Here is a 12,648-nt window from a genome sequence, read left to right on the forward strand (position 1 = left end):
CAGTTGAGTGAGTTTGCACGACCGTGCATAATCATGCGTATGACAGTGAGGATCGCGGTCGCGGGCGCCAGCGGGTACGCGGGTGGCGAGCTGCTCCGCCTGCTACTGGGCCACCCGGACATCGAGATCGGCGCGCTGACGGCCAACAGCAGCGCCGGTGACAAGCTGCTCAAGCACCAGCCGCACCTCCTGCCGCTCGCCGACCGAGAACTACAAGACACCACAGTCGAGACCCTCAAGGGCCACGACGTGGTGTTCCTCGCACTTCCCCACGGTCACTCAGCAGCACTCGCCGAGCAACTCGGCGACGACACGGTCGTGATCGACTGCGGCGCCGACCACCGGCTGACCAGCGCGGACGACTGGACGCGGTGGTACGGCGGAGAGCACGCGGGCACCTGGCCGTACGGGCTGCCGGAGCTTCCCAACGGGCGGGACGCGCTCGTCGGCGCCCGCCGCGTCGCCGTGCCCGGCTGCTACCCGACGGTCTCCTCGCTGGCCCTCGCGCCGGCCGTCGACCTGATCGAGGACGAGGTCGTCGTGGTCGCGGTGTCCGGCACGTCCGGCGCCGGCAAGTCGCTCAAGACGAACCTGCTCGGGTCCGAGGTGATGGGGTCCGCCAGCGCGTACGGCGTCGGCGGCGCGCACCGGCACACGCCCGAGATCAAGCAGAACCTCTCCGCGGCCGCCGGCCGGCCGATCAACGTCAGCTTCACGCCGGTGCTCGCGCCGATGTCCCGGGGCATCCTCGCGACCTGCACGGCGACGCTCAGGGACCCCTCCGCAAACGTTCGCGCGGCCTACGAGAAGGCGTACGCGGACGAGCCGTTCGTGCACCTGCTGCCCGAAGGACTCTGGCCGACGACGAACGCCGTGCTGGGGTCGAACGCCGTGCAGCTGCAAGTCACCGTCGACGCCGACCTCGGCCGGCTCGTGGTCGTGGCCGCCGTCGACAACCTGGCCAAGGGCACCGCCGGTGCCGCTGTCCAGTGCATGAACCTCGCTCTCGGACTGCCGGAAACGACCGGCCTCTCGACCGTTGGAGTCGCTCCGTGAACCGCAACAAGGGCGTCACCGGACCCCAGGGCTTCCGCGCAGCCGGAATCGCCGCCGGGATCAAGGAATCCGGTGCACTCGATCTGACGCTCGTCGTGAACGACGGGCCGTCCGACGCCGCCGCGGGCGTCTTCACCACGAACAAGGTGAAGGCCGCGCCGGTGTTGTGGTCGCAGCAGGTGATCCAGTCGCGACGCCTCACGGCGGTCGTGCTCAACTCCGGTGGCGCCAACGCGTGCACCGGCCCCGAGGGCTTCCAGGACACCCACACCACCGCGGAGAAGGTCGCCGAGGTGCTCGGCACCGGCGCGGTCGACGTCGCGGTCTGCTCCACCGGCCTGATCGGTGAGCGGCTGCCGATGGACAAGATCCTCACGGGCGTCGAGAACGTCGCCAAGGCGCTCGACTCCACGGTCGAGGCCGGGCTGGCCGCGGCCACCGGCGTGATGACCACGGACAGCCGCCCCAAGCAGTCGTGGAAGGCGTCCGAGCAGGGCTGGTCGGCCGGCGGGTTCGTGAAGGGCGCGGGCATGCTCGCGCCGAACATGGCCACGATGCTGTCGGTCATCACGACCGACGCCAAGATCTCCGGCGACCAGCTGGACAAGGCGCTGCGCCAGGCCGTGTCCCGCACGTTCGACCGGCTCGACGTCGACGGCGGCACCTCCACCAACGACACCGTGCTGGTGCTGGCCTCCGGCGCTTCGGGGGTCGAGCCGTCGTTCGACGACTTCGTCGCGTTGCTCACCGAGGTGGCGGGTGACCTCGTCAAGCAGCTCCAGGGCGACGCCGAGGGCGTCACCAAGGAGGTCAGCATCACCGTCAGGCAGGCCGCCACCGAGGCCGAGGCCGTCCACATCGGACGGACGGTCGCCGAGGACAACCTGGTGAAGACGGCGCTGTTCGGCAGCGACCCCAACTGGGGCCGGATCGCGATGGCGCTCGGCCGCGCGGACGCCGAGATCGACCCGGACGTCCTGCAGATCATCATCAACGGCGTCTCGTTGTACCGCAACGGAACCCGCGACCGCGACCGCAGCGAGGCCGACCTGTCGGGCCGCGACATCGAGATCGTCATCGACCTCAACGTCGGCGAGGCCGAAGCCACCGTGCTCACCACGGACCTGTCCCACGACTACGTCGAAGAGAACAGCGCGTACTCCTCATGAACGCACAAGAGAAGGCAGCGGTCCTCGTCGAAGCTCTGCCGTGGCTGGAACGCTTCCGCGGCGCTTTGGTGGTCGTCAAGTACGGCGGCAACGCCATGGTCGACGACGAGCTGAAGAAGGCGTTCGCCGAGGACATGGTGTTCCTGCGGCTGTGCGGCCTGCGCCCGGTCGTCGTGCACGGCGGTGGCCCGCAGATCAAGTCGATGCTGGACAAGCTCGGCATCCACAGCGAGTTCCGCGGCGGCCTGCGCGTCACCACGCCCGAGGCCATGGACGTCGTGCGGATGGTCCTGGTCGGGCAGGTCGGGCGTGAGCTCGTCGGCCTGATCAACCAGCACGGCCCGTACGCCGTCGGCATCTCCGGCGAGGACGCGCACCTGTTCACCGCCACCCGCCGCGGCGCGATCGTGGACGGCGAGGAGGTCGACATCGGCCTCGTCGGCGACATCACCGAGGTCAACCCGGACGCGGTGCTCGACATCGTGCGTGCGGGCCGCATCCCGGTCGTGTCGTCGGTGGCGCCGGACGTGCACGGCGTGCCGCACAACGTGAACGCGGACACGGCGGCGGGTGCGCTGGCCGTGGCGCTGGGCGCGGAGAAGCTCGTCGTGCTCACGGACGTCGAGGGCCTGTACTCGAACTGGCCGGACCGCTCGTCGCTGGTGGACCAGATCCGCGCGTCCGAGCTGGAGAAGATCCTGCCGGACCTGGAGAGCGGCATGGTGCCGAAGATGGAGGCCTGCCTGCGCGCGGTGCGCGGCGGCGTCCCGCAGGCGCACGTGATCGACGGCCGGCTGGCCCACAGCGTTCTGCTCGAGGTCTTCACCTCCGAAGGGGTGGGGACGATGGTGTTGGGGGACAACAACAAATGACCACACGCTGGCAACAGTCCATGATGGACAACTACGGCACACCGACGTTGCAGCTCGAACGCGGTGAGGGCGCGCACGTCTGGGACGCCGACGGCAACCGGTACGTGGACCTGCTGACGGGTCTCGCCGTCAACGCGCTGGGGCACGCGCACCCGGCGATCGTCGAGGCGGTCTCGACGCAGATCGGCAAGCTCGGCCACACCGGCAACCTGTACGTCAACGAGCCCGCGTTGAAGCTCGCCGAACGCCTGCTGGACCTCGCGGGCGAGCCCGGCAAGGTGTTCTTCTGCAACTCCGGCGCCGAGGCCAACGAGGCGGCGCTCAAGATGGCGCGCCTCACCGGCCGCACCAAGATCGTCTCCACGCTCGGCGGGTTCCACGGCCGCACGATGGGCGCGTTGACGCTCACCGGCCAGCAGCCGAAGCGCGCGCCGTTCGAACCGCTGGTCCCCGGCGTCGAGCACGTCCCGTTCGGTGACGTGGCGGCACTGGAGGCGGCGATCGACGACGACACCGCGGCGTTCATCGTCGAGCCGATCCAGGGCGAGCAGGGCGTCATGGTGCCGCCCGCCGGGTACCTGCAGGAGGTCCGCCGGATCACGGCCGAGCACGGCGCGCTGTTCATCCTCGACGAGGTGCAGACCGGCATCGGCCGCCTCGGCACGTGGTTCGCGTTCCAGCAGGCCGGGATCGTGCCGGACGTCATGACGCTCGCCAAGGGCATCGGCGGCGGACTGCCGCTGGGCGCCACCATCGGGTTCGGGGCGGCGGCCGACCTGTTCAAGCCCGGGCACCACGGCACCACCTACGGCGGCAACCCCGTGTGCTGCGCGGCCGGTCTCGCCGTGATCGACACCATCGCCTCGGAAGGCCTGCTGGAGCACGTCTCGTCCGTGGGCAAGGAGATCGCCGCCGGGGTCGAGGCGTTGCACCACCCCGCGATCACCGGGGTCCGGGGAGCCGGCCTGCTGCTCGGCATCATGCTGCGCGAGGCGGTCTCGGCGAAGGCCGCGGCGGCCGCGCAGAAGGCCGGCTACCTGATCAACCCGATCCAGCCCGACGTGCTGCGGCTCGCCCCGCCGCTCGTGCTGGAGGCATCCGACGCGCAGGCCTTCGTCGCCGCGCTCCCCACGTTCTTCGAGGAGACGCGATGACGTTGAGGCACTTCCTCCGCGACGACGACCTGACCACCGAGGAGCAGGCGGCCGTCCTCGACCTGGCCGACGTGTACAAGTCGGACCGGTTCACCGCGAAGCCGCTGGCGGGCCCCAAGTCCGTCGCCGTGATCTTCGAGAAGAACTCGACGCGCACGCGCCTCTCGTTCGAGGTCGGCATCGCGCAGCTCGGCGGCAACCCGGTGATCATCGACGGCCGGTCGATGCAGCTGGGCCGCGAGGAGACGATCGAGGACACCTCGCGCATCCTGTCCGGGTACGTGGACGCGGTGGTGTGGCGGACGTTCGCACAGGCCCGCATGGAAGCCATGGCGTCCGTGTCGCGCATCCCGGTCGTCAACGCGCTGACGGACGAGTTCCACCCGTGCCAGGTGCTCGCGGACCTGCAGACGATCCGCCGCCGGTACGGCAAGCTCGCCGGTCTGACGCTGACGTACCTGGGCGACGGCGCCAACAACATGGCGCACTCGCTGCTGCTGGGCGGTGCCACGGCCGGTATGCACGTCCGCGTCGGCGCGCCCGCCGGTTTCGTGCCGAACCCGCAGATCCTGGAGGACGCCAAGAAGCGCGCCGCCGAGACCGGTGGCTCGGTGGCGTTGATCAGCGACCCGCAGGCGTCGGTCGACGGCTCGGACGTGCTGGTCACCGACACCTGGACGTCGATGGGACAGGAGAACGACGGCAAGGACCGCGTCGGCCCGTTCCGCCCGTACCAGGTGAACGCCGCGCTGCTGGAGGCCACGGGCAAGCCGGACTCGACCGTCCTGCACTGCCTGCCCGCGCACCGCGGCTGGGAGATCACCGACGAGGTGCTCGACGGCCCGCAGTCGCTCGTGTGGCAGGAAGCGGAGAACCGGCTGCACGCGCAGAAGGCGTTGCTCGTCTGGTTGCTGGAGCAGTCGGCATGACCCGCACCGCCCGTCAGGGCCGCATCGTCGAGATGGTGGCGCACCAGGCCGTGCGCAGCCAGTCCGAGCTCGCGAAACTGCTGGCATCGGAAGGCATCGAGGTCACCCAGGCCACGTTGTCGCGCGACCTGGACGAGCTCGGCGCGGTCAAGCTGCGCGGACCTGACGGCGGTGCGCCGGTGTACGTGATCCCCGAGGACGGCAGCCCGGTGCGGGGTGTCCAGGGCGGCACCACGCGCCTGGTCCGGGTGCTGGGGGAGCTGCTGGTGTCGACCGACCACTCCGGCAACCTCGCGGTGCTGCGCACGCCGCCCGGCGCGGCGCAGTTCCTGGCCTCGGCGCTGGACCGCGCGGCGTTGCACGAGATCGTCGGCACGATCGCCGGTGACGACACGATCCTCGTCGTGGCGCGCGAACCGCTCACCGGTGCCGAGCTCGCCGACCGGATCGCCGCGCTCGCGTCGGGCGACGTCGATGAATGAGCCCGTGCACGCCGTGGTGACGTTCGACGGCGGAGTGGTCGTGGCGGTGGACGGCGAGACCGTGTCCGTCGCCGAGGCCGTGCGCGAGCTGAACTTCCGCGCCGGCGTGATCAGGTCCAGCCTGGGCTCGGTCGCGTTGCGCGTGGCACGGATGGCTTTGCCGTCGGGTTGCGGGGAGGTCGACGTCGCGCTGCACGAGGGGCGCGTCGTCGGGCTCGTGGCCCGTTCGGAAGAATCGCTTTACGACTTCGCGAGCTGAAGGTTGTGTGTGGCATGAGTTCTTTGTGGGGTGGCAGGTTCGAGTCGGGACCGGCCGAGGCGATGGCGCGGCTGTCGCTGTCGACGCACTTCGACTGGCGGCTCGCGCCGTACGACATCGCGGGCTCGCGCGCGCACGCCCGTGTGCTGCACGCGGCCGGCCTGCTGTCGGACGACGAGCTCGCGGGCATGCAGAAGGCGCTGGACGAACTGCTCGGCGACGTCGAGTCCGGCGCGTTCACCCCGGTGCTGGAGGACGAGGACGTCCACACCGCGCTGGAGCGGGGCCTGATCGACCGCGCCGGCACCGAGCTCGGCGGCAAGCTCCGCGCCGGCCGTTCGCGCAACGACCAGGTGGCGACGCTGTTCCGGATGTGGCTGCGCGACGCGGCCCGCCGGGTCGCCGCCGGTGTGCTGGACGTCGTGGACGCGCTGGCTCAGCAGTCCGAGACGCACTTCGGCGCCGTGATGCCGGGCCGCACGCACCTGCAGTCCGCCCAGCCCGTGCTGCTCTCGCACCACCTGCTGGCGCACGCGCACTCACTGCTGCGCGACGTCGACCGCCTGCACGACTGGGACAAGCGCGCCGCGTTCTCCCCGTACGGCTCGGGCGCCCTGGCCGGGTCCTCGCTGGGGCTCGACCCGGCGAAGGTGGCCGCGGACCTGGGCTTCTACGCGCCGGTCGAGAACTCGATCGACGGCACCGCCTCGCGCGACTTCGCCGCCGAGATCGCGTTCGTGCTGGCCATGGTCAGCGTGAACCTCTCGCGGATCGCCGAGGAGATCATCATCTGGACCACCGCCGAGTTCCGCTTCGCGGTGCTCGACGACGCGTGGTCGACCGGCAGCTCGATCATGCCCCAGAAGAAGAACCCGGACGTGGCCGAGCTCGCCCGCGGCAAGTCTGGCCGTCTGATCGGCAACCTCGCCGGCCTGCTGGCGACGTTGAAGGCCCAGCCGCTGGCCTACAACCGCGACCTGCAGGAGGACAAGGAACCGCTGTTCGACTCGGTCGAGCAGCTGGAGCTCCTGCTGCCGGCGTTCGCGGGCATGGTGGCGACGCTTCGGTTCGACACCGACCGCATGGCGTCGCTCGCCCCGGCCGGCTTCACCCTGGCCACCGACATCGCGGAATGGCTGGTGCGCGAGGGAGTCCCGTTCCGCGTGGCGCACGAGGCCGCCGGTGCGTGCGTCCGCGCCGCCGAGTCCCGCGGCGTCGGCCTGGAGGACCTCACCGACGAGGAGTTCCTCGCGATCTCGCCGTCCCTGACGCCCGAGGTCCGTTCGGTGCTGACCGTCGAGGGCTCCATCGCCTCCCGCGACGCCCACGGCGGCACCGCACCCGCACGCGTCCGCGAACAGCTCGACGCCCTCGTCGCGAAGGCCACCGCCGCACGTGAGTTCTAGGCAGCTGACCAGGGAGGAGCTGGCCATCGACCCGGTCGATGCGTCCCGGCTCCTCCTCGGTTCGTTCCTGGAGGCAGGCGGTGTGCGCGTGCGCATCGTCGAGGTGGAGGCGTACCGGGGCGGCGACGACCCGGCGTCGCACTGCTACCGCGGCAAGACCCCGCGCAACGAGGTCATGTTCGGCTCGGCCGGTTTCCTGTACGTCTACTTCGTCTACGGCATGCACTTCTGCGCCAACGTCGTGACGCTGACCGACGGCGTGCCGGGGGCGGTCCTGTTGCGCGCCGGGGAAGTCGTCGAAGGTGAGGACATCGCCTTCTCTCGTAGGCCCGCATCACGTTCCGCGGCCGAACTGGCGAAGGGACCCGCACGGCTGTGCAAGGTCCTCGGGCTGGACCGCTCGCAGAACGGTCTTGAGCTGACGTCCTCTTCGTCGCCCGTGCGCCTGTACGCAGCAGAGGAACCGGCCACGGTCGTGCGTTCCGGACCGCGCGTTGGCGTTGCCGTGGCGATGGACGTGCCGTGGCGGTTCTGGATCGACTCGCCTGCCGTGTCGACCTACAAGCGCGGCGGAAAACGGCGCGCCTAGGATCTGCCCCTCGAACGATCTTGGGGGACCAGGTGAAGGACGCGCTCGCCGCTGTCGCACAGGAACTGCTGTCGTCGGTCGAATCCGACTTCGAGGAGCTGACGCTCAGAGCGTCGCTCAGCGGAGGCGGGGGAGGCCACCGGATCGACGCCAGGCCGGACGGCGTGCTCCTGGGCCACTCCGGTTACGAGGAGAAGCTGTACCCGATCGGCCTGACCCGGCCGGTCGTGCTGGAGCTGCGGATCTTCCCGGACGGCGCCTTCGAGGCCGTCGTCACCGAGGACGTCGGCCAGCGCACCGGCCACCTTCCGCCGATCTACACCGTGCTGCGGACCAGGCCCGAGCTCCCCGAGCCGTCGCCCGTGTCGACGCTGGCCGACGTGGAGGCCGTGATCGGCGCACCGCTGCCGCCGGAGGTGCACGAGCTGTACGCGAGCGGTGTGCAGATCGACGGGGAGATCGACCTGTACCCGCCGGACGACATCATCAGGACGTGGCGCCTCTACCGCTCGATGGTGGAGAACGATCCGGATTTCTGGGGCGAGACGTTGCTCTACGTGGGCCCTCCTGGAGCCGTGCAGACCGTGCAGTTCCATCCGCTGTGGGTGCCCATCGCGTCCAACGAGTGGGGCGACAACCTGTGCGTCGACCTCGCCCCCGGCCCGAACGGCCAGGCCGGCCAGATCATCCAGTTGGCCGGCGAGGCACCGCTGACCTACCTGGCAGAGTCCGCGACGGCCTGGGCACAGTCACCGGACGGTCCTGATCACGGCAAGCTCGCAGCGAGCTGGAAGGTCCCGGACCTCGGGCCCGACGGGGTGGCCGCGCTGTCCACGACCCTGCAGAAGCTGGTCCTGCACGATCCCGGTGACCTCGACTTCGGCCTGCTCGCCCGCCTCACCTCCCTACGCGAACTCTGGATCAGGGGCGGCGGCTCCGTGCGCCTGGGAGACCTCGCACACCTGCCGCTGGAAAGCCTCCACGTGATGGCCGACGAGGTCGAGCTGCCGAAGTGCGAGACCCTTCGGTCTCTCACGGTCATCGGTGCGCGCGTTGAGCTGCCCTCGTACCCGAACCTGCGCGTGCTCGACGTTTCGGGCGCGGAGGTGGACGTCGAGTCGCTGCCACCCGTCGACCACCTCACGCTGAACGTCGAGCAGTGGCAGCGCTGTTCCCTTGTACCTGCCGCAGCCTCTCTCACCGGTGAGTCGTCATTGCTCCGTGCGCTCGCATGGGCTCGTGAGCGGGGCGTGGACCGGCCCTACGAGGTGATCAGCGGGGCAGTCGTTCCAGAGCGGTCTTGAACTCCCGCTCCAGCGCCGGTTCCACCTCGAACACCAGCGGCACGGTCATGTCGATGACCTCGCCGGCCGTCAACCGTTCGACCAACGTGTCCGCCACCTCGCGCAGGTCGTGCGCCACCTTGTGCATCGCTTCGAGTTGCCGGTCGGCGAACCGGGCCTGTACGTGCGCTGCAGTTCGTGCGTGCGCATCGGCATAACTGGTGCCGTGGATATCCCTTGCCCACTCGAGGATCTCGTCGAACGTCCGCACGAACAGCTCGCCCAGGTGCACGATCCGGTCGGCGTCGCCCGGCTCGCCCGACCTGCCGAACGCGGCCTCCTGCGTCGAGGGCGTGAACACCGAGTCGACGGCGACCGCGATGATCTCGCTCAGCAGCACGTTGCGGTCGCGGATCACCTCGATGCCGCTGCCGTGCTCGACGGTGCCGTTGCGCGGCGAGTAGCGCAGGAAGTGTTCGCGGTACTTCTGCTGCAACGCCTCAAGTCCTTGCGCCACAACGGTTGCGTAGAGCAGGTACTCCCAGCCGCGCGGCTTCTCCCGCACGAGCGCGGCCACGGACTTCGGCGTGATCGGGGTCGTGGGCGTGAACTCGGCGCGGTGCTGCGCGAGCTTCTGCACGACGGCGTCCGCGATCGTCTTCGCGTCGTGCACCCGCAGGTCCAGGTAGCCGACGTGCGGCGAAAGGCCGGGCATCGCCGTGTCGTCGATGCGGATCGGCAGGACGTACTCCGTGTGCTGCTCCAGCGCGCGCCCCAGCGCCGTGCGTCGTTCCAGCCGCGACCACTTGCCCACGTAGTGCCGCGAGGTGAACAGCAGCACGTACCTCGCACGACTGCTGAAGGCCTCCGAGAAGTACTCCACCAGGTCGAGGCCCCACATCTCGGCCTCGCGCTCCTTGCGGTGGAAGACGTCGACCCCGAAGTCCTTCAGCAGTGCGACGACCGGGAGGACCAGGTGCTGGTCCTCCTCGGCGTACGACAGGGCGACGTCGAACTCGTACTCGGCCACCCCGCCATCTTCTTAGGAGCGCACCGTCCTGCGGTACCAGGCACGCCGGTGAACCGACGGCAGGGCGACGCGCGTGATGAGGTTCGTCAGCAACGCACCGATGACCAACCACAGGAGCGCGGCCAGGCCCTCGTTCAGAAGCGTTGCCACGGAGGCGTTGTCCGGCGTGAACAGACCGTCCAGGCCCAGCGTGATCCCGTCGGCCCAGCCCGCGACGAACTGGAAGAAGCCGTTGCCGGCGTTCGCGCCCGCGATGACCAGGAAGATGTGCACCAACAGGACGATGGCGAACGTCCAGCAGACGATGTCGATGATCGCGCAGACGGTCCGCACCGTCCGCACCCTGCGGTAGTCGTCGTCCCGCTCGACGACCTCCTCCACCATTGGCTCGTTCACCCGAGGCATGTGGGGCTCGTTCACGCGCGGCAGGCGTTCAGTGGGCCGCCGTAACTCCGCATCACGTGGATCCGTCATGTCCACGTGCGTACCCGTGAGCGCACCGGGTCGAAACCTGTTGGACCAGGTAGGCGACAATGAGGGACGTGAGCGAGCACATCCTTGACGAACTTGCCTGGCGCGGCCTGATCGCGACGTCCACCGACCTCGACGCACTGCGGAAGGACCTGGACGCCGGCCCGCTCACCCTCTATTGCGGGTTCGACCCGACGGCGAAGTCGCTGCACGCGGGCAACATGGTCCCGCTGCTCATGCTGCGCCGCTTCCAGCGCGCCGGACACCGGCCGATCGTGATGGCGGGCGGCGCGACGGGCATGATCGGCGACCCGCGCGACACCGGGGAGCGCACGCTGAACTCGCTCGACACCGTCGCCGAGTGGGCCGAGCGCATCCGCGGCCAGCTGGAGCGGTTCGTCGACTTCGACGACTCGCCCACCGGAGCGATCGTCGAGAACAACCTCAACTGGACCGGCCAGGTCAGCGCGCTCGAGTTCCTGCGCGACGTCGGCAAGCACTTCTCGATCAACGTCATGCTGTCGCGGGAGACGGTCAAGCGCCGCCTCGAAGGCGACGGCATGTCGTACACCGAGTTCAGCTACCTGCTGCTCCAGTCCAACGACTACCTGGAGCTCAACCGCAAGTACGGCACCGCGCTGCAGGTCGGCGGCTCGGACCAGTGGGGCAACATCGTCGGCGGCGTCGACCTGATCCGCCGGGTCGAGGGCAGGCACGTGCACGCCCTGACCGCGCCGCTGGTCACCGACGCCGAGGGCCGCAAGTTCGGCAAGTCCACCGGTGGCGGCAGCGTGTGGCTCGACCCGGAGATGACCTCGCCGTACGCCTGGTACCAGTACTTCGTGAACGTCGACGACGTCACGGTGCTCAACTACCTGCGGCTGTTCACGTTCCTCTCCCGGGAGGAGCTGGACGAGCTCGAGAAGCAGACCGCGGAGGCGCCGCACCAGCGGGCCGCGCAGAAGCGTCTCGCGCAGGAGTTCACCGACCTGGTCCACGGCGAACGCGCGACGCAGCAGGTCGTGCTGGCGTCGTCGGCGCTGTTCGGCCGCGGTGAGCTGCGGGATCTCGACGAGTCGGTGCTCCAGGCCGCGCTGGCCGAGGCGCCCAAGGGGGAGGTCCGTCTCGCGGACGAGCCCACGATCGTCGACCTGCTGATCGCGTCGGGCCTGGCCGAGAGCCGGGGCGCCGCGCGGAGGACGGTCAACGAGGGTGGCGCCTACGTGAACAACGCGAAGGTGACCGACGAGGAGTGGAAGCCGGCGTCGTCGGACCTGCTGCACGGCGAGTGGCTGGTGCTCCGTCGCGGCAAGCGGAACAACGCGAGCGTCCACGTGACGCTCTGACCTGCGCGTTCGGGTCTCTGAAGGCCGTCGGTCCGGTGTCGGACCGGCGGCCTTCGATCTTTCTCGGTGTGATCGCGGTCACAGTGTGCACGGGTTTGGGCTGCGATAGCGTGGTCCGAGGGTCCTGTACGGGGCTGCTGACCTGCGGTTTTCGGATCGCAGGAAGCCGGGTTGCCCCCGATTTGACCCTCAGTTGGCGTGCGTGTAACTTTCTCCATGTCAGCGAGGAACGGGCCGGGAACACCGGAACGGAGCGCGACACAGGTCACGAACCAAGCTTCCACGGACTGTGGTAGAGTGGGTGACCGCGAAACGATGAAGACCCAGCCGGTAGCTCGTCTGAGCTCAGAGGCCAAGGGCGTCGGACTTTCAAAACACAAGCTTATGTACGACACAGCCTCGGATCGAGACGCCTTGTGGCCGATCGTGATGATGAGCGCGTGTTCTTTGAGAACTCAACAGCGTGCCGAAACACAGCCAGTAATATGAATACCCCTCGTCGGGGTATTCCTTTGAGAGTAATACCAGATTGCCAGACATATTCCGTCTGGAGCGATCAAACACAATCCTTATTGGAGAGTTTGATCCTGGCTCAGGACGAA

General features: G+C 69.2%; 13 protein-coding genes. 11 read left to right on the top strand and 2 right to left on the bottom strand.

Translation table 11 applies throughout. The features are described 5' to 3' along the window. The first annotated feature begins 39 nt into the window (after positions 1-39). Genes argC through ACFWNN_RS26135 form a run of 10 tightly spaced genes read left to right on the top strand, consistent with a single transcriptional unit; the run spans position 40 to position 9,220 of the window. Positions 40-1,056 (top strand): N-acetyl-gamma-glutamyl-phosphate reductase, encoded by a 1,017-nt coding sequence (gene argC / locus ACFWNN_RS26090; protein ID WP_382442539.1) that lies wholly within the window; start codon positions 40-42, stop codon positions 1,054-1,056. Beyond that, a complete protein-coding gene (argJ, locus tag ACFWNN_RS26095) occupies positions 1,053-2,225 on the top strand; it encodes a bifunctional glutamate N-acetyltransferase/amino-acid acetyltransferase ArgJ (protein ID WP_382442540.1) in 1,173 nt (390 codons plus the stop codon). Before argC ends, argJ begins: the two co-directional genes overlap by 4 nt. Further along, complete coding sequence (gene argB, locus ACFWNN_RS26100; protein ID WP_382442541.1) at positions 2,222-3,097, top strand: acetylglutamate kinase; 876 nt, start codon at positions 2,222-2,224, stop codon at positions 3,095-3,097. Before argJ ends, argB begins: the two co-directional genes overlap by 4 nt. Next, a complete protein-coding gene (locus ACFWNN_RS26105; protein ID WP_382442542.1) occupies positions 3,094-4,251 on the top strand; it encodes an acetylornithine transaminase in 1,158 nt (385 codons plus the stop codon). The genes argB and ACFWNN_RS26105 overlap by 4 nt, the downstream gene beginning before the upstream one ends. Continuing rightward, on the top strand, positions 4,248-5,180 hold the full coding sequence (gene argF / locus ACFWNN_RS26110; protein ID WP_382442543.1) for an ornithine carbamoyltransferase: 933 nt from the start codon (positions 4,248-4,250) through the stop codon (positions 5,178-5,180). Before ACFWNN_RS26105 ends, argF begins: the two co-directional genes overlap by 4 nt. Next, a complete protein-coding gene (locus tag ACFWNN_RS26115) occupies positions 5,177-5,662 on the top strand; it encodes an arginine repressor (RefSeq protein WP_382442544.1) in 486 nt (161 codons plus the stop codon). The genes argF and ACFWNN_RS26115 overlap by 4 nt, the downstream gene beginning before the upstream one ends. Continuing rightward, complete coding sequence (locus ACFWNN_RS26120; RefSeq protein ID WP_382442545.1) at positions 5,655-5,921, top strand: argininosuccinate synthase; 267 nt, start codon at positions 5,655-5,657, stop codon at positions 5,919-5,921. Before ACFWNN_RS26115 ends, ACFWNN_RS26120 begins: the two co-directional genes overlap by 8 nt. Positions 5,922-5,935: 14 nt before the next feature. After that, positions 5,936-7,327, top strand: a complete 1,392-nt coding sequence (argH, locus tag ACFWNN_RS26125) for an argininosuccinate lyase (RefSeq protein WP_382442546.1) — start codon at positions 5,936-5,938, stop codon at positions 7,325-7,327. Continuing rightward, positions 7,317-7,916, top strand: a complete 600-nt coding sequence (locus ACFWNN_RS26130) for a DNA-3-methyladenine glycosylase (RefSeq protein WP_382442547.1) — start codon at positions 7,317-7,319, stop codon at positions 7,914-7,916. The genes argH and ACFWNN_RS26130 overlap by 11 nt, the downstream gene beginning before the upstream one ends. Before the next feature lie 32 nt (positions 7,917-7,948). Next, complete coding sequence (locus ACFWNN_RS26135; protein WP_382442548.1) at positions 7,949-9,220, top strand: SMI1/KNR4 family protein; 1,272 nt, start codon at positions 7,949-7,951, stop codon at positions 9,218-9,220. Here the strand turns inward: ACFWNN_RS26135 and ACFWNN_RS26140 are convergent. Beyond that, positions 9,189-10,229, bottom strand: coding sequence for a toll/interleukin-1 receptor domain-containing protein (locus tag ACFWNN_RS26140; protein WP_382442549.1), 1,041 nt, complete (start codon positions 10,227-10,229; stop codon positions 9,189-9,191). The two genes, ACFWNN_RS26135 and ACFWNN_RS26140, sit on opposite strands and share 32 nt — an antisense overlap. Before the next feature lie 12 nt (positions 10,230-10,241). After that, the gene (locus ACFWNN_RS26145) at positions 10,242-10,634 is read right to left on the bottom strand and encodes a hypothetical protein (RefSeq protein ID WP_382442550.1); all 393 of its coding nucleotides are present in this window, start codon (positions 10,632-10,634) and stop codon (positions 10,242-10,244) included. 137 nt (positions 10,635-10,771) lie between these two features. On the opposite strand from ACFWNN_RS26145, the gene tyrS reads away from it, so the two are divergent. Further along, complete coding sequence (tyrS, locus tag ACFWNN_RS26150) at positions 10,772-12,046, top strand: tyrosine--tRNA ligase (protein ID WP_382442551.1); 1,275 nt, start codon at positions 10,772-10,774, stop codon at positions 12,044-12,046. The last annotated feature ends 602 nt before the right edge of the window (positions 12,047-12,648 follow it).

Origin of the sequence: Lentzea sp. NPDC058450, assembly GCF_042721395.1 — a bacterium.
Lineage (GTDB): Bacteria > Actinomycetota > Actinomycetes > Mycobacteriales > Pseudonocardiaceae > Lentzea.